The 25,104-nt window shown below is 46.9% G+C and carries 20 protein-coding genes; 15 read left to right on the top strand and 5 right to left on the bottom strand.

Going from position 1 to position 25,104, the window contains the following annotated elements:
• Positions 1-26 precede the first annotated feature (26 nt).
• From QUB25_RS00700 to QUB25_RS00670, 7 genes are all read left to right on the top strand, one after another.
• Positions 27-371 carry a hypothetical protein gene (locus tag QUB25_RS00700; protein WP_333181541.1) on the top strand — a complete coding sequence of 115 codons (345 nt, stop codon included), beginning with the start codon at positions 27-29 and terminating at the stop codon, positions 369-371.
• A gap of 208 nt (positions 372-579) precedes the next feature.
• Complete coding sequence (locus QUB25_RS00695) at positions 580-1,605, top strand: ABC transporter permease (protein WP_333181540.1); 1,026 nt, start codon at positions 580-582, stop codon at positions 1,603-1,605.
• Positions 1,583-1,750, top strand: coding sequence for a hypothetical protein (locus QUB25_RS00690; protein WP_333181537.1), 168 nt, complete (start codon positions 1,583-1,585; stop codon positions 1,748-1,750). The genes QUB25_RS00695 and QUB25_RS00690 overlap by 23 nt, the downstream gene beginning before the upstream one ends.
• A 63-nt stretch (positions 1,751-1,813) precedes the next feature.
• Positions 1,814-2,605, top strand: a complete 792-nt coding sequence (locus QUB25_RS00685) for a hypothetical protein (RefSeq protein ID WP_333181536.1) — start codon at positions 1,814-1,816, stop codon at positions 2,603-2,605.
• Between the two features lie 503 nt (positions 2,606-3,108).
• Positions 3,109-4,152, top strand: a complete 1,044-nt coding sequence (locus QUB25_RS00680) for a hypothetical protein (RefSeq protein WP_333181534.1) — start codon at positions 3,109-3,111, stop codon at positions 4,150-4,152.
• Between the two features lie 250 nt (positions 4,153-4,402).
• A complete protein-coding gene (locus QUB25_RS00675) occupies positions 4,403-5,176 on the top strand; it encodes an ABC transporter permease (RefSeq protein ID WP_333181532.1) in 774 nt (257 codons plus the stop codon).
• Positions 5,177-5,302: 126 nt separating this feature from the next.
• Positions 5,303-6,202 carry an ABC transporter ATP-binding protein gene (locus QUB25_RS00670; protein WP_333181530.1) on the top strand — a complete coding sequence of 300 codons (900 nt, stop codon included), beginning with the start codon at positions 5,303-5,305 and terminating at the stop codon, positions 6,200-6,202.
• Positions 6,203-6,239: 37 nt separating this feature from the next.
• Here the strand turns inward: QUB25_RS00670 and QUB25_RS00665 are convergent, their stop codons facing one another.
• The gene (locus tag QUB25_RS00665) at positions 6,240-7,304 is read right to left on the bottom strand and encodes a TIGR03032 family protein (RefSeq protein ID WP_333181528.1); all 1,065 of its coding nucleotides are present in this window, start codon (positions 7,302-7,304) and stop codon (positions 6,240-6,242) included.
• 419 nt (positions 7,305-7,723) lie between these two features.
• Between QUB25_RS00665 and QUB25_RS00660 the strand changes: the two genes are divergently transcribed.
• Positions 7,724-12,010 carry a DUF4347 domain-containing protein gene (locus tag QUB25_RS00660; protein ID WP_333181527.1) on the top strand — a complete coding sequence of 1,429 codons (4,287 nt, stop codon included), beginning with the start codon at positions 7,724-7,726 and terminating at the stop codon, positions 12,008-12,010.
• Between the two features lie 150 nt (positions 12,011-12,160).
• Here QUB25_RS00660 and QUB25_RS00655 read toward each other — a convergent pair whose 3' ends face one another.
• Entirely contained in the window at positions 12,161-13,120 is a 960-nt protein-coding gene (locus QUB25_RS00655; RefSeq protein WP_333181525.1) for a GNAT family N-acetyltransferase, read from the bottom strand.
• A gap of 704 nt (positions 13,121-13,824) precedes the next feature.
• Here QUB25_RS00655 and pap point away from each other — a divergent pair.
• On the top strand, positions 13,825-15,312 hold the full coding sequence (gene pap / locus QUB25_RS00650; RefSeq protein WP_333181523.1) for a polyphosphate:AMP phosphotransferase: 1,488 nt from the start codon (positions 13,825-13,827) through the stop codon (positions 15,310-15,312).
• Between the two features lie 247 nt (positions 15,313-15,559).
• The gene (locus tag QUB25_RS00645) at positions 15,560-16,663 is read left to right on the top strand and encodes a YdcF family protein (protein WP_333181521.1); all 1,104 of its coding nucleotides are present in this window, start codon (positions 15,560-15,562) and stop codon (positions 16,661-16,663) included.
• Here QUB25_RS00645 and QUB25_RS00640 read toward each other — a convergent pair.
• Positions 16,660-17,001: a hypothetical protein gene (locus QUB25_RS00640; RefSeq protein ID WP_333042600.1), complete on the bottom strand. Its 342-nt coding sequence runs from the start codon at positions 16,999-17,001 to the stop codon at positions 16,660-16,662. The genes QUB25_RS00645 and QUB25_RS00640 overlap by 4 nt on opposite strands.
• Positions 17,002-17,530: 529 nt before the next feature.
• Between QUB25_RS00640 and glsA the strand changes: the two genes are divergently transcribed.
• A complete protein-coding gene (glsA, locus tag QUB25_RS00635; RefSeq protein WP_333181519.1) occupies positions 17,531-18,457 on the top strand; it encodes a glutaminase A in 927 nt (308 codons plus the stop codon).
• A 169-nt stretch (positions 18,458-18,626) separates the two neighbouring features.
• Here the strand turns inward: glsA and QUB25_RS00630 are convergent, their stop codons facing one another.
• Both QUB25_RS00630 and QUB25_RS00625 read right to left on the bottom strand, forming a co-directional pair.
• Positions 18,627-20,441, bottom strand: coding sequence for an adenylate/guanylate cyclase domain-containing protein (locus QUB25_RS00630; protein WP_333181517.1), 1,815 nt, complete (start codon positions 20,439-20,441; stop codon positions 18,627-18,629).
• Positions 20,442-20,679: 238 nt separating this feature from the next.
• Positions 20,680-21,786, bottom strand: a complete 1,107-nt coding sequence (locus QUB25_RS00625; RefSeq protein ID WP_333181515.1) for a FecR domain-containing protein — start codon at positions 21,784-21,786, stop codon at positions 20,680-20,682.
• Between the two features lie 670 nt (positions 21,787-22,456).
• Here QUB25_RS00625 and petP point away from each other — a divergent pair.
• The 4 genes from petP to QUB25_RS00605 all read left to right on the top strand — a co-directional run.
• The gene (gene petP / locus QUB25_RS00620; protein ID WP_172186826.1) at positions 22,457-22,657 is read left to right on the top strand and encodes a cytochrome b6f subunit PetP; all 201 of its coding nucleotides are present in this window, start codon (positions 22,457-22,459) and stop codon (positions 22,655-22,657) included.
• A 231-nt stretch (positions 22,658-22,888) separates the two neighbouring features.
• Positions 22,889-23,983: a Get3/ArsA fold putative tail anchor-mediating ATPase NosAFP gene (locus tag QUB25_RS00615; protein ID WP_333181513.1), complete on the top strand. Its 1,095-nt coding sequence runs from the start codon at positions 22,889-22,891 to the stop codon at positions 23,981-23,983.
• 323 nt (positions 23,984-24,306) lie between these two features.
• On the top strand, positions 24,307-24,552 hold the full coding sequence (locus tag QUB25_RS00610; RefSeq protein WP_333181512.1) for a hypothetical protein: 246 nt from the start codon (positions 24,307-24,309) through the stop codon (positions 24,550-24,552).
• A 197-nt stretch (positions 24,553-24,749) separates the two neighbouring features.
• The coding region (locus QUB25_RS00605) for a tetratricopeptide repeat protein (protein ID WP_333181510.1) at positions 24,750-25,104 on the top strand (355 nt) is incomplete at its 3' end.

Below are 25,104 nucleotides of genomic sequence, written 5' to 3'. Positions count from 1 at the left end.
GCAAAATAATACTTCTGGAGGATGACATGAACTATACATTTGAAATCCTGGGCGTATCTCCAACTTTAACATTTTTTAACCAGCAGCAGGAATTGCTGAAACAACAGCAGCAGTCGGGTGTAGAATACTTGGGAAACTGGAAGTGTACTCTCGATGCGTTTGTGGCATCCGTGGAGACAGTTTCTCCTTACCGGGGCTGGGATGTCGATCGAGTTGTAGGCACCGTGATTAGTTTCTGGATGAACAACTCTGATAGCATCCTGTATTGGAAGCACAGGCTGGAGGATGCCGGCAGCGAAAACTTGTTAGTAGCCAGAGTAGGCGATATCAAGTCTTTGCAAGCCGCCTTTGAATCGCTGCTGGGCGAATAGGAAAATCGCCAATTGCGAAAAAGTCGATCGACTTTTTCGCAAAAATCAACTAAACTGTCTATTCGCAATTCCCAATTCCCCTGATTGGCGGCACGGAAGTCGCAGATATAAAATATCTGTTTCTTCCAGCTTCTACCTTCCATCTGCCTGATGTCTTCAACATCTGGCTAATGACTAATGACTTCGCAATTGGCAGTTCCTAAATATTATGTCTCGTTCCAAAGCCCTGCAATCTTATATTATTGTCCGCTTGCTCCTCGCACCGCTAATGTTGTGGACAATCACCACAGCAGTATTTTTATTGTTGCGGGCCACTCCGGGCGACCCCATAGATGCCATTCTCGGCTCGCGAGCTCCCGCAGGCGCCAAAGAAGCAATGCGAACTCAACTCGGCCTCGACGCACCCCTGTGGCAGCAATATCTCAAATACATGAAAGACTTGTTGAGCTTCGACTTGGGAACCTCCATCACCACTCGCGGACAAACCGTGTGGCAAATTATCGGCGACTATTTCCCCGCTACAGTGGAATTAGCAGTTTGTAGCATGGCCATAGCTTTAATTGTCGGCATCAGTATCGGTTCCCTGGCAGCATCTCGCCCCAACACTATTTTCGATGCTGCAGGCCGTTTGTTTGGCATTATCACTTACTCGCTGCCCGCTTTTTGGGCCGGCATGGTTTTGCAGTTGATTTTCGCAGTGCAGTTGGGATGGTTTCCTTTGGGAACTCGCTTTCCCGTCACATTCCCCGCCCCCGAAGGCTACACGGGACTCTACACGATTGACAGTCTCCTGAGCGCTAACCCTGGTCAGTTTCTCACAAGTTTGCATTATTTGGCACTTCCAAGTTTGACGTTGGGGATTCTTTTGAGCGGCATTTTCGAGCGCATTGTCAGAGTGAATCTCAAGCAAACTTTGCAAGCAGATTATGTCGAAGCAGCTAGAGCTAGAGGCATTCCAGAATTCCAGATTTTATGGGCTCACGCTCTGAAAAATGCGCTAATTCCGGTGATTACTGTCTTAGGATTGACTTTTGCTGCACTGTTGGGCGGTGCTATTTTAACAGAGGTTACTTTTTCTTGGCCGGGGTTGGCAAATCGCCTTTACGAAGCTATTAGCTTGCGGGATTATCCAACTGTTCAAGGTATTGTGGTATTTTTTGCGGCAATTGTCGTAATTGCCAGCATTGTAATTGATATTTTGAACGCTTACGTTGACCCGCGAATTCGGTACTAAAAATATTAAGGAAGAAGGGCAACGGATGCGCGAATGTTGCACTTTCGGCTTTTTCTACCTGTATTTTCTGCGTTCACGAGATGTTGCAGCCAGCGGTGGCCCTGTAGAAGCAGTTGTCAAAAAGATCGATCGGCTTTTAGAGTGACGACACTTAGCAATTTATGGGCAATACTGGAGAAAATAAAATTATACATTTGAGGAAACGCTGATGAGATTATTGCGAACAATCGCCGCTCTATCGGCGGCATTGACCCCACTGATGGCTGAAGCTGCCTTTAGCCGTCCCATGCCGGGAACAGCCGATTTTCCCAGAGCTTCAAACCCCGATGTAAATGTGCCGGTTTGCTTCATCGAAACCCGAGGCGGCACAACTTTTGATTTAGTCAGCTTGTGCGGCAGCAATGCTGCTCCCCAAAACCCTGCTCCGGTTGCGGGCAACCCCGCCAATGCTCCTGCAAATAACCCCAATGGGGCTGCTCCGCCTCCTCCGCCGAACCCCAACGCCATCACCAGAGATGCTGCCGGCACCCCGATAACTACTCCAACAGGCACGGCAAATCCCAACAATCAGAATAATCAGAATCCGGGAACTGCGCCCAATACCAATCAGAATAATCAGAATCCGGGAACTGCGCCCAATACCAATCCCAACAATGTCAATCCGGGAACTTCGCCCGCAGGTACTCCCAATAATGCCAATCCGGGAAGTTCACCGAGCACCAATCCCAATAATCTCAATCCGGGAAGTGCGCCCTATATCACTCCCAATAATGCCACTCCGGGAACTTCGCCGAATACCAATCAGAATAATCTCAATCCGGGAAGTTCGCCGAGTACCAGTCCCAATAATAGCGCGTCTCCCACGGGTGGCACTGCTGGTGGCGGCAACGGCGATTTAGTTCCCAATCCCAATCTCAATCTTCCGAGAGTGCCGCCGAGTTCCTTTGGCCCCGGAGGTGTGGCACCGACTAGAGATGCGATTGATGGCCCCCGCCAGTAATAGGCGAAGTGTCAGAACTTTTACAGCAACCGGGTTTCTCGGAAACGTTCTCTTTTTAAGGGATATTTCACCCACGAGAAAGCCGGAATATTTATTTGCCTGCGTAATATTAATGTCAGGTGCGATCGGCATATTTTGTAGCAGAGTAGCCAAATAAAAGTTAAGCTAAGAACTTGTAGACGCTATCGGTCAAGCACTCTTTCAAAACTGGACAACCAGGTAGAAGCAGTGAGAAATAGCCAGCTTTAATCCGTAACAGGATTAGCGATCGGCACAGGTTAAAATTATTACCAGGCGGGTGCTCGCCAGCTCCAAGTTCTCACGCTAAACCATTCAACAGGCATATTTTTGTTAAGCCAGTGTGGTTTGGAAAGTATCGGCTGATAACATTAGCCAGACAAAATTAACCCGATTATTCGGAGGCTCTTCATGAGCAAAATATTTGTTTTAATAAATTGGAACAAAATTGCTCTAGACCCGATCGCACTTGAGGAGGACATCTAGTGTCAAACTTAGTTCAACGCTTAGAAATAACCGCTCATCCGCAACTGGAAAAATCCCTCGGCTATCGAGGAGATAGTCGTTGGGTAGCTTGGCGCTGGGAACCCGACATCGACCAACTTATTTCCAGCGACGGCAAAACAGTCGGCACTGGCAATAATATGGCTTGGCTGGTGTTTTTGCAGCACGATTTAGTCGATCCTGCGGTACAAGAGTACAACCTCGGCGAGGGCGATCGCTACTGGCTGCTTTTAGACACCGAAACTAGAAATCTCTACGTCGGCGAAGGGAAAACTGTTCAAAGTCTGCTCGAACAGCCGGAAAGTTTAGGTTTATTGGCCTGTCTCGATGGCGGGAATGCCGATCGACAAACTGGTGAAACTTGGCAGCAAACCCTATCTCAACTAACAACCAAACCAGTTGTTCGCCACCTCACAAATGCCCTTCCTTTCGGTATCGCGGCTGCTTTGATAGGTGCTTTAGGCATCGGAACCGGATTGTGGGTAGTGCCGGCCGTGCAGCAGAAAATAGCAGAAAAAGCTGCTTTTATTTCCCCAATTAGTTCTGGCGCCAACTGCGGGCTTGGCGGTTCCGACGATTTTTCAGCTTATATCGGTTCCTCAAGCGGAAACAAAGAACTTCATTTAATAGGCGTTTACGAAGCTAACGCGGATCACAAGAACCGAAATTTATCAAAAAGTGCGATCGAAGTTAAAGTAGAACGCCGAAACAAGCCAATAATCCTCGCACTTTCAGCCTACGAACCGGTGCAATGGAACATTACCGCAGAACCGGGAGCCGTAATCGAAAAAATCATTGTTAACGGATACCACAACCAAACTGTTTCAGGAGTTTCGGGAATTCCGGTAGAAGAGCAAAGCTACGAAGAAACGGGAGACAATCTCGGCGACTTTATCTACAACTGGGATGCTACCGCTGAAAGTACCAATACTTCTTCCCTCGTGACTAAATTGGAACAGAGAAACCGCACCAGTTTAACTTCCTTTCAAGGATGCTACAGAGGTAAGAACTTTAGTATTAATTGAGAGCAGCGACAGAGGGCGATAAGTTATACGATTTTCGATTTTAGATAGGGAATAACTGATTAGATATGGATTTGGAATTTGTTACAGTTCCATGCTTTTTTTTACTGGTGTTAAAACCTATCCCCCTAAAATCACAAAACCCGCGCCGGCGGGTTTTTTATTGAGAGTTCAATTTATTGGCATCTCTATGGTATGATATCCGGTGGCGCGATCGCCAATTCCCAATTCTAACAATACTAATATATTTGCTATGAAATACTGGTACGAAACGCTCGCAGTAGCACAGCGGATTTTACTTGAATTGGGGAGGCGGCGGCGCAGCTTAGTATTGTGGAGTATTTTTCCAGTTTCTATCTTGCTAATTAACGGTTTAATTTTAAAAGAACGCGCTAACCTCAGCACAGCAAAAGCCTTTGAAGTTGCTGCACCTGCAAGCTTAGTAGGAGCAGCTTTATTTTTTAGCTGTCTCGGTGGTAGCGTAGCAACAGTAGTAGCAGAGCGAGAACAGCATACCCTCAAACGCTTGTTTATTTCCCCGCTGAGCGGCACTTCCTACTTTTTAGGAATTTTCCTGGCTCATAGTTGCATCGGCATCGGTCAGGTAATTTTAGTATACACGATCGCCTCTTTTTTAGGAGCCCAATTCCAAGGCTCTCTTCTGCTAGGATGTGCGATTATTCTGCTCAGTATTGTATCTTATGTAGGTGTAGGCTTTATTCTCGGCACCCAGTTTGCGAGGCGCACTGAGGATGTCAACTCCCTAGTAGCAGCTTTCGGCGTTCCTTTGTTGATTTTAGGAGGTGCATTTTTGCCGACTTCACTGTTTCCCAAAAGTCTGCTGGAACTTGCCCAGTACAATCCAATTTATCACATGAACGAAGCGCTGATGGGCGTGTGGGCTGACGGCAAAGATTTGGCTGATATTGCCGAACACTTCGGGTTTTTGTGCATCTTTGCTGTTTTAATGATAGTAGCCGGATGGCTGTCTTATCGGCGGATGTTGAGAGTAGAAAGAAGACTTTAAAACTATCTCATTAGGTCGTAATTATTCATCTCTCTCTTCTGGAGACTCAGCGCCCTCTGCGCTCTCTGCAGTTTAATCAGTCAGAAACAACCGTAAATATATAAAATAATACGGAGAATTAAAGCAGTGCTGCAAATAGAAAAGCTAAATAAGTCTTACGGCGAACGTTCAGTGCTTCGAGATTTAACACTGCACATTCACTCGGGAGAAATTTACGGTTTGCTGGGGCCAAACGGGGCGGGCAAAACTACAACTATCAATATTTTATGCAATTTGTTAAATGCCGACAGCGGCAAAGTTTTTATTAATGGCGAACCGGTTTCCGAAGCTACTAAATTATTAATAGGGGTAGCGCCTCAAGAAAATTTGCTTTACAAAAGCCTTAGCTGTGAGGAAAACCTCAACTTTTTTGCTCAAATTTACGGCTTAGAGCGCAAGCAGCGACGCTATCAAGTAAGACACTGTTTGAAAGCAGTAAATTTGACAGATAGAGCTACAAGCCCAGTAGAAACTTTGAGCGGAGGAATGCAGCGCCGTTTGAATATTGCGGTGGCTTTGATACACCAGCCTAAATTAGTAATTTTAGATGAACCGACAACGGGTTTAGATATTGAGACCCGCTATGAAATTTGGCAGTTGATTCAGCGATTGCAATCGGAAGGAATTACAATTTTGCTGACAACTCACTTGTTGGATGAAGCTGAGCGTCTTTGTCAGAAAATTGGGATTCTGAAAAATGGCAGTATTGTAGCTGAAGGTAGTTTAGAAGAGTTGCAAAAACTGATTCCGGCTCAAGAAATTATCGTGGTAAAAACCGACGAAGAAGCTGAAGTCATCGCCCGCGCTAAAAAATACAGTTTCATCCCCCGCCGCTACGGTAGCGATTTAGCTTTTTGGCTGCCGGAACGTTTAGAATTAAAAGAGATTATTTTGCTGTTCGACGGGATTTCTATTGACTCAATCGCTCGGTATCCGGTGCGGTTAGAACATATTTATGTCGAAGTCACCAAACAAACTGCATCTTAATCTGCGTTCATTAGCGTACATCCGCCACCCTCTGCCGTTAAAGTTCCAAAGTAATTAACTGAGCAATTTCATCCGTTTGAAAACCCAACGCCATCGGCTTTTGCACTGCTGGAATCACCTGCACATCATACAGTTCTGTGACAATTCCTTCAAACCGCAACCAGTGAACGATCGCCCCGGTAGTCAAATCGATCGCCATCATACCACACCGAGGCTCAGCATCCTTTGCTACCAATAACTCATCCAATTCTAAACCGCTAAAAGTATTGTCACCACCACGAGGTTTCGAGAGTCCAACAATTGCCCAATTTTGCCAAAATGCTAGTCCTCGGACATATCCCGGACAAAACGTAATTGCCTCAAATTTCCCTGTTTCTAAATCCACATAACCCAATTCTCCCCGCCCCGAATTCAGCAGCCACAATTTGTCTTGATACCAGCGGGGTGAATGCGGCATTGACAATCCTGTGACGATAATATCATTTGATTCAATATCAATAACTACACCGCCATTTTTTCGGCGATCGCGCCAACCATCCACCACATCCGACTGACTCGATGCTGTGACATATTTCGCCTCCCCAGCCACCATCGCCAAACCGTTGAGGTGACAGCGGTCTTCGTTGATGTATTGTGAGATAAATTGCGGTTTCCAGAGAGGTTTGCAACTGTGGCGATCGCTCACTGTAGCAATACAATTAAACAAAGTGCTAATAAAAATGATTTGATTATTTTTATCAACTGCGATATCGTGAATGTCGATATCTCCTGTAGTATAGCCGATTCTTGGTATATATAATTTATCGTATCCTTGGTATAATTTACCGGCTTCTAAGACATTATCTAATTGCCAGAGTTGATATTTTGAACTTAAATAAAGGCGTTCCGGCGTGCAGAAAAGCCCCATTGCGCGATCGAATATTCGCCAAAAAGCCAAGATTCTGTTAGTTTCTGGGACAGCACCGATTAACATCAACCTGCTGGTTTGATAGGTGGTGCAAGCGAGGCTGATTTGTTGTTGAGTTAACCAAGATGGAAAATCGCGATCGCCAAAAATCTCGTGTTCGGAGACGGTATTGAAATTTGTGCGATCGTTATTCATAAAATCGGGAAAATCTGTATATTATATATCCAAAACGTAGGGGTGGCTTTTACAGACAATAATTGCCTAAAACCCACAATTTCGTAAACCAGCCCCCACGAACACGTCAAATTGCTATCTACCTCTTTAACAGATACCAGGGGCGGATTTTACCAACCATAATTGCCTAAAATCAATAATCTCATAAACTCGCCCCGACTTCGACTTTTTATAATTCTTTAAAATCACCCGAAAAATATAAAGGCTTTGTAAAGAATAAGCTCAACCACTGACAGTACACTCGAACCCTGCTAAATTTCTAGTAGTTAAAAATCTAGCGTGTCATCTGCCACCTGGTAGAATTACCGCCTCCTAACTCAAATCCGGCTACAGAGCCTTTGCAGCTCAACAACAAGGCATTCTACTGAAACGAAAAGCAGATGAAAACTCTAGTTAAAATTAACCCCCACAAAAATTTTTTTCTTCCCTTGGTTGGCTGCTTTAGCAACAAGCCAAGGGAAATAGTCATCCTTGACCCCACAGTACCCGACAGCAACCACATAGCCTCTGGCATCAAACCGGGCACAGCAACCTACATCCTCGAAAGCCAGCCTGATGCCCTAGAGCAAATCACCACACTCCTAGCTCAGCATACAGGCATCGAAGCCCTACACATCATCACACACGGTAGCGCCGGCAGCCTGTACTTAGGTAAAAAAGAACTAAACAGCAGCAACATCCAAAACTACACCCAACAGTTGCAACAGTGGCGAAACAGGCTTACTGCGAACGCCAGCATCATATTGTATGGATGTAACGTAGCAGCCGGAGACAGAGGCCACCAATTCCTCACTCAACTCCACCAACTCACAGGCGCAAACATCGCCGCCAACCCCACTACCACAGGTAACAGCAAATTAGGCGGTAACTGGGACATCGCTCAACTCATCCCCCCATCCCCCCAAAAGCCCAAACTGGCCCTCACAGAAACCACCCTCAAAACCTACAGCGGCGTGCTAGTTACCCCCTTGCCCCAGTATGGCGCCCGCTCCGTCAGCATCGGCGACATCAACGGCGACGGGAAACCAGACTTAGCTGTGGCGATCCTCAACAGCAACTACAGCAGCACCGCCTCGATCCTGCTCAACACTACTACGACCGGAGCCACCACCACCTCTTTCGCCCACAAAGTAGACTTCCCTACTGCCAGTTACTTCTTGTCCGTCAGCATCGGCGACATCAACGGCGACGGGAAACCAGACTTAGCTGTGGCTAACGGCAACAGCGACAACGCCTCGATCCTGCTCAACACTACTACGACCGGAGCCACCACCCCCACTTTCGCCACCAAAGTAGACTTCCCTACTGGCAATTACCCCGGCCCCCTGAGCATCGGCGACATCAACTTGGACGGGAAACCAGACTTAGCTGTGGTGAACAGCAACAACGCCTCGATCCTGCTTAACACTACTACCACCGGAGCCACCACCCCCACTTTCGCCACCAAAGTAGACTTCCCTACTGGCAATTACCCCAACTCCCTGAGCATCGGCGACTTCAACTTGGACGGGAAACCAGACTTAGCTGTGACGGACGTGTTAAGCAACACCGCCTCGATCCTGCTTAACACTACTACCACCGGAACCCTCGCCCCCACTTTCGCCACCAAAGTAGACTTCCCTACTGGCGATGGCCCCAACTCCCTGAGCATCGGCGACTTCAACTTGGACGGGAAACCAGACTTAGCTGTGACGAACGTGTTAAGCAACACCGCCTCGATCCTGCTTAACACTACTACCACCGGAGCCACCACCCCCACTTTCGCCAGCAAAGTAGACTTTCCTACTGGCAGTTTCCCCAGCTCCGTCAGCATCGGCGACTTCAACTTGGACGGGAAACCAGACTTAGCTGTGGCTAACCGCAACAGCGACAACGCCTCGCTCCTGCTCAACACCACCGCCACCGGAGCCACCACCCCCACTTTCGCCCCCAAAGTAGACTTTCCTACTGGCAGTTTCCCCAACTCCGTCAGCATCGGGGACATCAACTTGGACGGGAAACCAGACTTAGCAACGACGAATTTTTTCAGGGACAACGCCTCCATCCTGCTCAACACCACACCAAAAGTTACTGCTGTCACCGCCACCACTGCTGACGGTAGCTACGGTGTAGGTTCTACTATCAATATCACCGTCACCTTCGATGCTGCTGTCACCGTCACCGGCACACCGCAACTGCAACTAGAAACAGGCACAACTGACTCTTTTGCCAACTACGCCTCTGGTAGTGGCGGTACAGCCCTCACCTTCAACTATGTAGTCCAAGCGGGAGACACATCCGGTGACTTAGAATACCTCGCCACAAATGCGCTCACCCTCAACGGCGGCACAATTAAAGAAACTGTTGCTACAGCCTTTGATGCCATCTTAACCCTCCCCACTACCGCCTCCGCCAACTCCCTCGGCGGTAGCAAAGCCATCGTTATTGACACTGTTGCACCAACCATCACCAGCGTCACCTCTACCACCACTGACGGCAGTTATGGCACTTCTGGCAACATCAACGTCACCGTCAACTTCAGCGAAGCAGTTACTTTAGCAGGCGGTAACATGACAGTCGTCTTAGACACAGGTGGGGCTGTCACTCTTACACCTTTTACGGGTACATCTGCTGTCGGCACTTATACTCCCGCAACCGGACAAAATAGCATTGATTTCAACTCAACAGGCATAACTTTAGGGGGAGATGCAACCTTAAAAGATGCTGCTGGCAATAATGCCACCTTAACTATTCCTGCGGGACAATCTTTAGCGGATACCAAAGCCATAATTGTAGACACAATTGTACCTATAGTTGCCTTAACATCAACTTCCGCAACAACCACAAACGCACCATTTTTAGTCACAGCAAATTTCAGCGAAAACGTCACAGGATTTAGTGAAAGCGGCGTTAATGTTACTAATGGCACTGTTAGCGGTTTTGCAGGTAGCGGCAGCAATTATACTTTTACCGTTACACCTACTGCTAGTGGTAATGTCACCGTTGATGTCCCTGCAGCCAAAGCTACGGATACCGCTGGTAATAACAATACCGCAGCGACTCAACTAACTCGCACTGCTGATATCACCGCACCCACAGTTGCCTTAACATCAACATCCGCAACCACTACAAACGCACCATTTTTAGTCACAGCAACTTTCAGCGAAACCGTTACAGGATTTAGTGAAAGTGGCGTTAATGTTAGTAACGGTACTGTTAGCGGTTTTGCAGGTAGCGGCAGCAATTATACTTTTACCGTTACACCTACTGCTGATGGTAATGTCACTGTCGATATTCCAGCAGCCAAAGCTACGGATACCGCTGGTAATAACAATACCGCAGCGACTCAACTAACTCGCACTGCTGATCTTACCGCACCTACTGCTAGCTTGGGTGCAATTTCTAACATTACTACAGCGGGTGGTACAAGTCAGATATTGACAGTTATTTTTACTGATGATAGCAGTGGAGTAGATGTTAGCACTTTAGATAATTCTGAGGTTTTTATTAATTGGTCTGGTGGCGCTATTTCTGCTACTTTTGTCAGTATTGATACTAATAGTAATGGTACGCCTCGGCCAGCAACTTATTCGTTTATTCCTCCCGGGGGAAGTTGGGACACTTTTGATAATGATACTTACACGGTAAGTTTACAAGCATCGCAGGTAAAAGATGCTGTTGGTAATTTTGCTGCTGTTAGCAGCTTGGGTAATTTTAGTGTTAATGTGCCAACACCGACACCGACACCATCAGAAACACCAACACCAACAACTAACAACATCCCCAACGATGACTGCATCTGCGATGACATTGCCTATCCTAACTTAAGCCAACCCAATACATTTGAAAACACCATACTCGGTGAATCGCCACTTCAAATAGGCACTGCCAAAAACGATCGATTTTTCGGCAGCAACAACGGCAATATATTCGATGGCAAATCCGGGGATGATAACTTATATGGTGGCGACAGCAGCGACATATTAAACGGCAATAAAGGCAATGATTTTATCAGCGGTGCCAAAGATGACGACATCCTATTTGGAGATGAAGGAAACGATATCATTGTTGGCGAGTTCGGCAATGATTTGAGCAACGGTGGCAAAGGCAATGACTCCCTAAATGGCAGCGAAGGTAATGACATCATTTATGGGAATAAAAATGATGACTTCATCGATGGTGGCAAGGATGATGATACTTTATTGGGAAGTAAAGGTAACGACATAATGCTTGGTAGTCAAGGTGATGACTACCTGTTTGGAAACCAGGGTTCGGATACTATCTGCGGCGGTGAAGGTAATGATTTAATCAGTGGTGACGAAGGAGCAGATATCGTGGGAGGGTGTGAAGGAAATGATACTATTTACGGAGGCGAAGATAACGATACTCTCCTGGGCGGAAAAGGTGATGATATCATTTACGGAGACTTGGGTAATGATAGTTTGATTGGTGGTAGCGGCAATGATATCTTTGTGTTAAAAGCTGGTCAAGGATTTGACATAATCGCTGATTTTACCGGGGGTCAAGATTTGATTGGATTAAGCGGAGGTTTAAGCTTTGGTCAGTTAGAAATAACTCAAAATACTCAGGGAACTCTCATCAAAAATGTCTTGACAGGAGAGGAGTTAGGTGTGATGATTGGAGTGAGTGCCAATTCGATTACATCGGCGAATTTTCGGCTGATTTAGGGAAGGAAGAAAAGTACGATCGCCCATTCGATCCAAAAGAGCGATCGCCCATTCGATCCAAAAGAGTGATCGCACTTGACCCAAAATCGCACTTGAGAACCCCGGCTTCTTTCAGCAGTCGGGATTCTCGCCTTCAGTACCAACCTTTTTCTAAACTGTCTTAGCCCACTCGATCCAAGTTTCCATCGGGCGGAAACCCACTGATTTGTAAAGCTTTGTCGCCCCCGTCAAACTGTCAGCATCGACGCTGAGTTTAGCTGTGTTTGCACCCGCTGCTTTCAACTTATGCAAACCAGCTAATAGCATCGCTTTTCCTAAACCCATTTTCCGAAAATCGCGCCGCGTACCCAACAATTCAATCCAGCCGTCTTTTGTGCCGCTGCGGGCGTTTTTTGGGGGTTTGATTTGACAGTCGCAGAAAGCAGCAAATTTACGATCGCCCGAAACAGCAATCAAGTCTAATTCCGGCTGATAATTCGGATCTTGCATCCAATAACGCACGGTTTCCGCAGTTAAATCGTGGTGATTCCAGTGATCTATAAATGACTGGTTGAACATCTCTACCCAGGGTTGGATGTCTTGTTCTCCCGATACGTGAGTCAATGCAAAATCTGCAGGAAATTCCGGCGCGGGAATCGGTTCGGCGAGGGATCGGGTCATTGTCCAAAAATAGCGATCGACCTCAAAGCCTTGTTTTTCTAACAGCCGCATCTCATCGGTTTGGTCCTCACGGCTGTATGTACGCAATTTTGCAGGCAAATTCAGTTCTTTCGCGACTTCGCCCAGCCGCTTTTCGCCCCATTTAATGATATCTTTTTCCCAACCTGCGCCGCGCAGGTTTGGATGCACGTAAAACCAGAGACAAGCGTCGATTTCCTCTGGCGAATCGGGCATATCTAGCAGTGCTAAACCGATTAGTTTGTAATTACCATCTTCCCACAATTGCACGTCGCGGGCTTTGTCGAGTTTGGGGGCATCAAGTATTAGCTTGAGTTCAGTTGCTGAGACTTCTTCGCCGAGTCTATCTACGGCTTCGCAAGCATCGATCAAATTTGCGATCGCGCACCAGTCAGTTTCGCCCTTGTAGGAGCGTGTTGTTAAGATATTCATAGAAAACTTGCAATCCGTAATTTCGGACTGTTCCTCTTAAGTGGTCTTGGCAAACAAGTACAGTTAATTTCTTACAAAACTCCGAGTTTTTGATGATTAACCGCAGATGAACGCGGATAAACGCGGATGTAATGCAGATTTATTGTGGTGTCGATAAAACTCAGAAACCTGTTTATATCACCCAGGCTTTCAGGTTTTATCTAATTAAGCAATCATAAAAATTGTTTTGCCCTTTGGGGCTAATTTTGTAGGTGAGTTTATGGCTGGATGTCGATGAGTCGCGCTCTCTTTCGTTACCAAGCTTGATGCTTAAGTAACTATTGTTTGAATCAAGTTTCAACAGCTAAGTAAAGAAGTTTTCACCCCCACTGGGTAGTTGATTTTTACTTTTGCTCTTTTTTACAATAAATCCTTTCTCAGGGATTTCTTGCTCCTCCTGTTAACTCGCCCAAACGGGTGAGGGGAGAATTTGAACTTATTTAAAAGTTCCCTATCTCAACTATAACCTGAGCTGTTTTTTTTTGCAAGTTTGAGGTGAGGCGAGTTTTGTTAGTATGGACTGGAACAGGTTTTTGAGGGCAGAAGCATCGCAGTTTTAACCGACCGTAACAGTAGTTTTAATCACTTTTTTACCGGATTTTAGGTGGATTTATCCCAACCTTAAACTAACATTAAACTAGATTGCGGATTGGTAGAAGGTAAATATGCTTGACAACCTGGATTTAAACATTTCCCTAGATAAAGAAACCTACGATGCCAAGATAGAAGTTTTAATGCAACAGTTGCGATCGCTCCAACTGGCCTGCAGGGAAAAAAAATTGCCCGCAATTATCGTCCTCGAAGGTTGGGCCGCCGCTGGCAAAGGTGCTTTAGTCAAACAAATGGTGGGGTATATGGACCCGCGGGGGTTTGCCGTCCACCCAATTTGGCCGCCGTCCGATGCAGAAATGGGCTATCCTTTCCTGTGGCGGTTTTGGCAGAAACTCCCTGCCCGCGGCAAAATTGGTTTTTTCTACCACAGTTGGTACACTCATGTTTTAGAAGACCGATTGTTCGATCGAATCTCCGAGGCAGAAGTACCGACAGCCATCAGGCAAATCAACGCCTTCGAGCGGCAGATGGTAGATGACGGCGCAGCAATTGCCAAATTTTGGATTCACCTCAGCAAAAAAGAGCTCAAGCATCGGCTCAAAAAACTAGAAGACGACACCTTACAAGCTTGGCGAGTGCGGCCCGAAGATTGGAAACAAGCCAAAAAATACCAAGAATACACAACTTTTGCCGAAGAAATGGTAGCCCAAACCGGCACGGGCCCGGCACCTTGGACGCTAGTAGAAGGCGATTGTCAGCGGTGGGCCAGAGTCAAAGTTTTAACGCAAATGGCAGCGACAATTACAGAAGCCTTAGACAGACTGCCGATGCAATCTGCACCCGTGAAATTGCCGCCTCAAGAAAGCTTGCAACCCACCGAACCTGACGTGCTCGCCCAAGTAGATTTAACTCAATCGCTGTCGCCCGACGAATACAAACAGCAACTTCGCGAACAACAAACCCGTTTTGGCAAACTGCAACAAAGCATTTACGAAGAGGAAATCCCTGTATTAGTGCTGTTTGAAGGTTGGGACGCCGCCGGTAAAGGAGGAGCAATCAAACGCTTGACGGACGTATTAGACCCCCGCAGTTACACCGTTAATGCCTTTGGGGCCCCGACAGACGAAGAAAAAGCGCATCACTACCTCTGGCGGTTCTGGCGACGGCTGCCAACGGCTGGTAAAATCAGCATTTGCGATCGCAGTTGGTATGGTAGAGTGCTGGTCGAGCGAGTCGAAGGATTTGCCACCGAACCCGAATGGCGCCGAGCTTATCAGGAAATCAACGAATTTGAGGAGCAACTCACCAGTTTCGGTTGTGTCTTAGTTAAATTCTGGCTGCACATCAGTCCTGACGAGCAACTAAAGCGGTTTACAGAGCGGCAAAACAATCCCTTTAAACAATACAAACTCACCGAGGAAGATTGGCGAAATCGGGAAAAGTGGAATTATTATGAAGTGGCGGTGAATCAAATGATTCACCGCACCAGCACGCCGCTTGCTCCTTGGACGCTAATTGCGGCCGATAACAAGTATTATGCTCGTGTTAAAGTAATTCAAACGGTAACGCAGGCAATTCGGAATCAACTGAAGCGCCGATAAATTGGGATTGGTGAATGGGTAACAGGTAATGGGGACAAAAAGCAGGCAGCAGAAAGCAGAGTTGAATTGCCAATTTCACCTGCGGCGTGTTGGATTCATTACCAATTATCAATCAACCATTACCAGTTATCAATTACCAATTAACTGTCAGCAATCTGTGACTGGAAGTAGCGGGCTTCACCCTGCAGCCAATAGTTGATAGCTGACCGGAAGCGAGCATTAGGATAAATGCGATCGGGCTGCGTTATTGGCGAAAGTTAAAAACCCACCGATTACCGTATTTCCTCCCGCAGCTAAATTCGCGATCGTTTCCAAAACTTCTGTACTAATTTATGAAGACACAGAATATTGCAAGATGCCAGAACTGTTAGCTCGCATTCTATTTCTATTCCTCCTGTTCTCACTGATCAAATCGTGGTGGGATCAATCAGGGGGCAAAGACAATCCTTTATTAGATCGGCTGCGCGTTTTGCTGCTGATCAGCCTTTTGATCCTAGCTTTTTTTGCACCAGACACCCCGGTCGGAGCAGCGATTTTCGGGCTCATAGCCTTCTTCTTTAAGCCGCTGGGTTTTTCAATCACGCTGTTGGTGATTGCATCGGCGCTGATCACGAACGGGGGCATCCGCAACCCGGCCCCGAGAATGATCTTGGCAGCCCTGCTAGTTTTGATCCTTTCGAGTATGCCAGTTGTCGCTTACTGGTTCGCCGAGCAAGCAGAACGGGACGCCGCCGCAGCCGTCCGCACAGTTTGCTGCGACGAAACCGCAGCGGCGATTGTTCTGCTGGGCAAGGGAACCACTCAGCCTCACATCCCCAACCGAGTAGCGATTCAACTGACAGATACAGGCAATCGCCTGCCCTATGCTGCCGTTTTGTACAGAAAACAACTCGCACCGATGGTCATCGTTACCGCTGGCCCGAGAGACGAGTTGGAGGGTTATGTTGGTGAAGCTAAGGATATTGAGACTTTGCTGGCAAACAACATGGGCGTGCCGCGCAGCAGTATCGTTCTCGACAATAACGGCAGCAACATACGCACCAGCGCTGAAGAGGTGAGAAAGATACTCGACAGCCGTGGCGCCCCGCGCAAAGTCATCCTGGTAACATCTGCGATTCAGATGCGCCGTGCCAGCCTCGCTTTTGCGAATATGGGAATCCAGGTGATTCCTAGGGCTACCGACTTCTACACTTTTCAACCCACCTCAGGAGGGAGATCCAGTAGACTCCGCTTAGACGCGGGAGATTTTTTGCCTAGTGCAGAAGCTTTGGTAACTACGACGCGAGTATTCGATGAATATTTCGGGTCTTTCTATTACTATTTGCGCGGCTGGCAGGCTCCCAGGGCCTAAAGTGGCAAGTTGCTGGTGTTTTTCTTAGCCAACAGCGACTGCTCCCCAGATTGGTTTAAAATCTGATGAGAATGAGACCTTTGTGGGGAGCTGTATTTTTTTCTCATTCCGGCGGGGTCACCGACAATCAAGTTTGCCATGACTGCAAACAATACCCAAAAGATAACGGGCTCCCACTGGGATTTTGTGGGCTTTGCTTCAGGGGTTTTGACAGATTCAACGTTGACTTTGATATCTAGTTTGCCTTCAATTTCTTTGCCCTTGAGAACCCCGTCGTTGCACACACCCTTAAAAATCATGGGAGCGGGCTTTGGTGCTTCTGCTTTCGCTTCTGTCATTTTTTTATCCTGATTTTGGTAGATTCGGTTGGATAGTACATTCTTAAAGGTTCGGGGGTTTTCCGGACAGGATTTGGCGAACTCTGAAAGAATTAAGTTAAATATGCACGCCGCCCCTTGCTGGAGCTTAGACATCAGAATCTGAAGGCATTTCCAGCTAGTGCTTGTTTGTTTTGGCTAGCAGCGTTGCCTTGAAGCTGCTAATTACCTATCTGGGTGAAGGGGAGGTTTTTATGCAAAATACAGGTTTTTTTATGAAAAATTGTCAATAAATTTATTTGCTCCCGGCGGGCCCAAAGGTCAACAGCCTTAAATAAGCTGTCGGGCATCTTGCGTTGTATTTTTCAGGCAGGCGGGACACCACACAAAAATTTCATCAAATTATGAGCTTGCCTTATCTCGCCTAAGAAACCCGGTTTCTGCCAGCAGAGAGCCCAAGTGACGCAATTCGGTTAATAAACCGGGTTTATGGCTCAACATCGCCCTAGGAATGCCTATCTAAAATCTCAAATAATCTAAATAATCGACAGTGAAAATATCCACCAGTCAACTATCTTCCTTGCAACCGGAACAACTAGCAGCTTGGGCAAAAGAGGCAATTAATCGCAGTAAATCTGGTCGAATCCCTGCGTACATACCTCTTTTAGCGCAAGCCGATCGACAAAGGCTTGCCGTGCAAATTCGGGCAATTGATGGTCAAATTATGAGCTGGGGTAGCATTGCTCAAACATTCCCGCTGATGAGTGTAGTCAAGCCCTTTGTGCTGCTTTATTTGCTGTGCGAATTGGGCGAAAAAACGGTTTTTGACTGCGTTGGCTGTGAGCCTTCGGAACTACCTTTCAATTCCCTAACTCAACTCGAAATAGACCAAGGGAAGCCGAGAAATCCGATGATTAATAGCGGGGCGATCGCCCTAGCGTCTTTGATTCCCGGTCAAAATGCTGTGGCACGCTGTCAAAACTTGCTCGATTGGCTGAATCAACAGGCAAGCAGTCAGTTATTTGTTGACGAGTTAATGCTCGATTCAGTGAAGACAAATCCCAATCAAAACAATTGGAATCTCGCCTTGAAAATGGTAGAATCGGGTTATGTTCAAAACTCAGAAATTGCTTTAGAAACCTACAATCGCGTGTGCTGTTTGTCGGGAACTGTGGACGATTTAGCTAAGCTGGGGATGGTTTTGGTAAAGAGTGGCGATCGAGCAATGGGGGAAAACTCCCGTACTGTCACAGCGCTGATGGCAACTTGCGGTTTGTATGAAGCATCGGCCCGCTTTGCGCTGCGGGTGGGACTGCCTGCTAAGTCGGGAGTTAGCGGGGCAATGGTTTCGGTAATTCCGGGTCAAGGTGCGATCGGCTTTTACAGTCCGCCTTTGGATAAAGACGGAAATTCTATCGGTAGCTTATTTCTGTTAGAAAAAATAGCTAAAACTCTGCGACTGAGCGTATTTGATTAGATTAGGAATTACGCACGGGGGGTCAGGATTTCGACTTCACTCAACCACGGGGGTTTTTTGCGAGAATATTTCGTGAATGCTGGCATAAACTGCCAAAAACCCGGTTTCCTTGGTTTTGATACGTAAGTCATGAACCAATGCCCCATGCCCCATGCCCCATGCCCAATAACTAATGCTTTTCGCCCAAAATAGCATAAACCACAGTCTCTTCTTTTTTACCGCGCAATTGAATCGAGCCTACTTTTTGGCCTTCGTAGCGATCGCGCACATAAGCAAAAGTCCTCGCCGTCACCAATAAATTAAAAGGACTGTCAGAAACAATTTCCTTATTCATCGCCTCCAATCTAGCAGCAACATTGACAGCATCGCCGATCACAGAATAATTCAAGCGCCGGGAACCGCCCACGCTGCCCGCAACTAACTGTCCGGTATGCAAACCGATGCCAAACTTAATTAAAGGTTTGCGTTCACTTCTAAGCTGCTGATTAAGTTGGTGCAGCCGTTCGTGCATCGCAATACAAGCCGCAACTGCATTCAAAGCATCTTGTTGAATTTCTCGATATTCAGTATGGCAAAAAGGCACCCCAAAAACTGCCATAATTGCATCACCGATGTATTTATCTACAACGCCGCCGTGATCCATAATACAGTTAGTCATCGCTTCCAAATAATTGTTCAACCAGGTGAGTAAATCTCGCGGTCGCATTTTTTCGGAAATCGAAGTAAAACTACGAATATCCATAAACAGCACCGTTGCTGTAAGTTCTTGAGGTTCGAGTTCTCCCTGTTCAAATATCTCAGCTTTGCGTTCCCAAATAAGCTGAGCTGTCTCCGGAGCGACGTGCTTTTCAAATAACCTCATCAACTGCTGCTTTTCGTACTGTTCCCGCAGTTGCAAAGCAGTGCTAGATAAAATGAGGGTGCCGATAGGTGCGGCAATCGGAACCCACCAAAAAAAGAAGCCAAATAACAAAGCGGCAGCCCCAATCCAAATTATAGGCAAACCGAGAGCGATCGCCATTCTCTCTTTAACACCTCGGTTGCCCAAAACCAAGGCGGTAAGGGGGCCAATCCCCAACAATAACAAAATTTCTAGGAGTACCGGCAGCCGCTGCAGCAAGCGTTGATTGAGCAAATTGTCAACCAATGCTGCATATAAATAAACTCCCGCCGTAGTCTTGTTGAGAGGTGAAGATATCGGGTCTAAACCAGTAGCAACTATGCCCACTAAAACTAACTTATTACTCAGAGCATCTGCGGGAATTCTACCTTCTACGACATCAACAAAAGCATAGGTAGGTAGATTTTCAGTTTTCCCAGGCCAGTTAACCCAGACTTTTTTTTCCTGCTTATTTTTGGACTGTGGGAGCAATACTGGATCTTGGGGATTAGCAGCATTGTACCTGTGAGTCATTGCTAAACCGAAATTAGGAATCCCGTTGAGAAAGATTTTTGACTCCCGGCTAATACCGTCGCTATCGGCTTCTTGGCTGATGTGGCCGACACCTGCGGCGGCTGCTTTTAAAGATGCTACTGGTTCTTCTTTAAGGGTTCTAGGGAGTACAACTTTGCCGTTGGCGGCGATTGCAACGGCTAAAATATCATCTTTCGGACTTGGATCGAGGAAAAGAATGTCAAAACCAACGGCTGTGGGGGGAGATTTTTTCAGTGCTTCTAGCAGTTGGGCATAGCGGTTACGAGGCCAAGGAAATTGACCGTATTCCTGCAAGGAATGCCGTTCGATCGCAATTACCACAATTCTCTCATCCCATCCGGGATTGGGCAAAATTCCCGATTCTCGAATTTGAAATAGCGTTTTGTATCCCAAATATTCAAGAGGTTTCCACATTCCAAATTGTAGCATGGCTACAGACATTATACCTACTACTACCCCTGTGACCCAGGGAGGATTTGTGGTTATATGTTGCCGGAGCCCGAGCAGTTTATTCTGTTTGATATGATCAATCCATTCTTTGAACTTCATGCAATTAATTTGACGCAATCATTGACATTCGAGTCCGAACTTCGATAGGAGTGAGAGTCATGAAGTTTTACAATACCGTAAGGGCGAAGGGTGGGGGCAAAATTTATTGATTTTGACTACCGAGATTCACCGCAAAATCCTTCGCACCTACACAAAATAATCAACCCTGATAGGACTATAGGATCTAACTCACGTCCTCAGAGACTGCCCGCGTACATTACTCGCGACGATAGGTTGTTTAGCGAACTGCGAAGCTGTAATGCCTTTCTGTGACTGACGGGCCTCGCACTACGATTTTGAGGCGGCGACTTGGAGGTAAAATTCCTTGGATTTTGAAGTTGCCATTTCGATCGATCTTAATCTCTTCGTTGTGGACATAAACTGTGTCGATCGGGTTAATTTGACCACTGAGGCTATAGATATTGGCGCTGAGTCTCAACAACCTGCGGACTTTGAGTTGAGCTAGGCGAGGGCTCGCTGAGGGCGTCACGGGCGAGGTTTGAGGGAAAATTGTCGTGGAGTTGCCGCTGTTGACAATTACTTCTGAGTCGGCGCTGTCTGATACTACGACTGCACCTTCAATTGTTTCGACTGCGGTTTTGCCGCCACCGACGCTGACGCCAAAGGAGGTGCCGCGAACTCCAGCAACGCCTTCTGGGGTTTCAACCCTGACTGGGGCGGTTTTGGCAGACTTTTTTTGTTGGGCAATTTGACTGGATTTGCCAAGTCCGCTGAAGGTATTGAGGGCGACTATTTGGTTCGGCGGGATAATTGTTGAGGTGGTGGCTGCGGGAGTTGTCGCAGCAGTTTTGCCGATCGACAACCTGACTCGCCCCCTGCTGACAAAAATGGCTGTGTCTTTTTCGCCACCTGCACTGCTTGACAAATTGGATATTCTGACTGCGGTTTTTTCGCCAACTTCCACGGTGCCAACGTTATTGTCGATGCCTAAACGGGCTGTGGAATTGGGGCCGGTGATGATATCGTCTCCGGGGGCGAGTAGCCGATCGCCCACGACCGCTGGCCGCCCTTTAAAGCTGACTGTACCCCGAATTTCTTCTATTTCGAGCGATCGCGCGGCCGCTGTTCCCTGGGCGTTTATCGTCTCTGCTGGGGATGGATTCGCCGCCACTGTTGCCGGATTTTTTGGAGAGTTTGAGCCGGTTGGCAGTGCTGGCGGTTGATCGACTGAGATAATTTTAGTAGCGTTCGACGGCTGTGTGGGGGATGGAGAGAGCGGACTGGCGATCGTCGCACGACCAAGCGGCAGACAGACTAACACAGCTAAGGACAAACTTAGGAGCGGAATTTGGGTCGAGCGCCCACAGGTAAAAATTTTATTCATAATTTCAATTTTGTCATATTGAAGTTTCTAGACTTCCTTTCCTGTATCAGACACCCTAAATCCGGCAATCGTTCCACTTTTTATGCCCTAACACAGCAGCACAAATAAACTTTCTCAGCCTGAAATCTTACCATTAAATCTTTTTTTTATTGTCAGATTGTAGTAAACCGTTACAACATGACCGTTTCCTACAATCTGACATTCGGAAAATTTTGCAAGCTAGACTCCAAGTGCTTTACAGCATTAATCTTAGCCGATGTCAACGTTAGAAATACAAGATTTATATATAGCAAACCTAAATTTAATTACTGCTTCTGAATGTCTTTTGGCTTCTGCCGGAAGGATGACTAATTGGAAATAAATCCTGTAGTTGTGGCAATTAATAAAAAGATTGTTTTTGCGAAGGGATAAAAAATAATTATCTCCGTGGTGCGGGAGACTCTGGAAGTTGAGCTGGCCGCTGTGGAAGCTGATGAGGCAAACCCAAGCGAATCCGGGTAGACGATCGACAAACTCCGACTAGAATACCGTTTTTTAGGGAAAGTTGGTGGAAATTTCGATGGAAAATCATAGCGAGCGATCGCCTGCTGGTGTTGCTGTTCCGAAGTAGACGCCAAACTGTAAAATAAACGGTTGTATATAGGTTATATAGAGCAGGAGAACAATTTCAGTGGCAATAGAAGTAGGTCAGAGAGTGAAGGTGCGCCGTCTCAGAGATCGGATACCTGCAAATATAGTGGGCAAGATAAAGGAGAATCCAGTAGGCACTGTTGACGGATTCAGAATGGTTGACGGTAGCGGAGTAGGCGTGGTTGTCAAGTTTGACGGTTTTGCGACTTGGTTCTTTGAAGATGAGCTAGAACCCGTTTAACAGATGTAGAAGGAAGAAGGAAGTTCGGCAACGGATTCGCTCGACGGATGTAACGGATGTAACGGATGTCAGTCCGATGGAAGAAGGAAGAGGAAAAATTTTCCCAATTCTTCCCCTCTCCCACTCTCCCACTCGCCGACTCTCCTCTTCCTCCACTCTCCGCCCTCCCCCACTCTGGCTGAAGGTTGCGCTTAAATGTTAAAGAGTAAGCTTTGGCAGTGAGAACAGAAAATGGCTTTGATTTTGACATTTTTGGGCAAAGGCGGCACTGGCCGCAGTACGATCGCGATCGCAACAGCTAAAAAATACGCGGCTCAAGGCAAGCGAGTTCTGCTGCTCGGCCAAGATCCGGGCCCTGCATTGGGCATCCTGCTAGGGGCTCCCCTAACTCTCAACCCCCAGGAAATCGCCCCCAACCTCAAAGCAGTTCAGGTGCAAAGCGCGCCCCTGCTAGAACGCAGGTGGGACGAAGTTAAACAACTAGAAGCTCAATATGTCCGCACTCCGTTTTTCAAGCAGATTTACGGTCAAGAATTAGGGGTTTTACCGGGAATGGACAGCGCGCTGGCGTTGAACGAACTTCGGGAATACGAGGACAGCAAACAATACGATGTAATTGTTTATGACGGCAATGGCGGCATGGATACGCTGCGGATGCTGGGAATGCCGGAAATTCTGAGTTGGTACATCCGCAGGTTCCGCCAAGCTTTGGTAGATTCGGATTTGGGGAAAGCGCTTTCACCTTTTATTCAACCGGTTGTCAGTACCGTGTTGACTGTGGATTTGTCTGGGGATAATGCTTTTCAATCTACTAAGCAAGTCGATAATCTTTTGGATAAGGGTAAGGAAGCGCTGGCAGATCCGAACCGCACGGCGGCTTTTTTGGTGACGACTGGAGATGCAAGTGCGATCGCAACTGCCCGCTATCTTTGGGGAAGTTCTCAACAAGTTGGCTTGACTGTGGGCGGTGTCATTGTCAATCAAGCACCGGTTACAGAAGCTATTACTGCCGATTTTGATCCTTTGACGGCTGTTTCGGTTCCGTCGCACAGTGATAATAATTGGCAGCCGCTAATTGATGCTTTGCCAGATTTTTCGGAGGCCGCAAAAGCTCCTAAACCGATTAACATAAACATTGCACAGCGTCAAGTTAGTTTGTTTTTGCCTGGGTTTGACAAGAAAGAAATTAAATTGATTCAATCGGGGCCGGAAGTGACGATCGAAGCAGGCGATCAGCGGCGCAATATTTTGCTGCCTCCGGCGCTAACTGGGAAATCTGTTACTGGTGCTAAGTTCCTGAATGGTTACTTGATTATTTCTTTTTAGGGTAAGGAAGAAGGCACGACACGGATACACGAATGAATTATCGAGTTCTCTAATATCATGTCTCGTTGATTCGCGATCGTATAATTTGTGCGATCGTAAGGGCGGATTTTACCAACCATAATCGCCTGAAAAAAACAATCTCAAAAACCCGCCCAACCCAACAAACAATCGAAATGTACATTCAGATTTACCGTGGGTGGGGGCGGGTTTTTATAGATTGTGGGTCATCGTTATATATTATTCGTAAAACCCGCCCCTAACGCAACGTACATTCAACCCCAAAATCTGCTACAATCTCCAGCAATATCTCACCCACCCAGCCAATGTTCCGACAAATTTGGCAAAGAATCCTCAACCTGTGGCGGCAAATTCAGCGACATTTCCGCAAACCAGCACCCCCACCGCCAAAGCCAACTCCGATTCGCACTTTTGGGGAATACGAACAGAAATTTTTGCAACTGTTAGAGGGTGTTGAACAAGGCTGGAGTCGGGGCGATATTAAAGGCTTTTTAATCGCCTGCAAAATCCAAGATGCTGAGTGGGAAAACTGGCTGCAAGAGTTTGGATAAAGGTTGCTGGTATCCCCGGAAACGAGTTTAGAATTGGGTGGGCGAATGGTGCGGCTGGGTGAGATAAATTGCGGGACAATTAGTGAAGTTGCTTGGAATATTGGTAGGCAATTGTGGGCTGGGAAGATTTTGAATCCGAATTTCGTGGATGATTCATTGGTTGCCAATATTGTTACTCATTGTTAGGAGGCTAAAATTTGAGTTATTCAGCAGATAATCAAAAAAGAGAAAAATATTGGTACAATCGAGGATTGGAACTAGCAAAATTAGAGCAGTATGAAGAGGCGATAGCAGCCTACGATAAAGCCTTAGAAATTGACCCAAAATTCCACTGCGCCTGGAACCGGAAGGGCATTACCCTAAATTATTGGGGGCGATACAGTGAGGCGCTCGCAGCCTTCAAGAACTGCTTAGAAATTAAACCAAAATTCCACTGGGCTTGGAACGGGAAGGGCATTGCCCTAAATTATTTGGAGCGATACAGTGAGGCGCTCGCAGCCTTCAAGAACTGCTTAGAAATTAAACCAAAATTCCACTGGGCTTGGAACGGGA

It is taken from the genome of Microcoleus sp. B3-D7 (assembly GCF_036705305.1).
Classification (GTDB): Bacteria; Cyanobacteriota; Cyanobacteriia; order Cyanobacteriales; family Microcoleaceae; genus Microcoleus.
The sequence above is the reverse complement of the archived record's forward strand: the minus strand, read 5'-3'. Positions and strand labels throughout refer to the sequence as shown.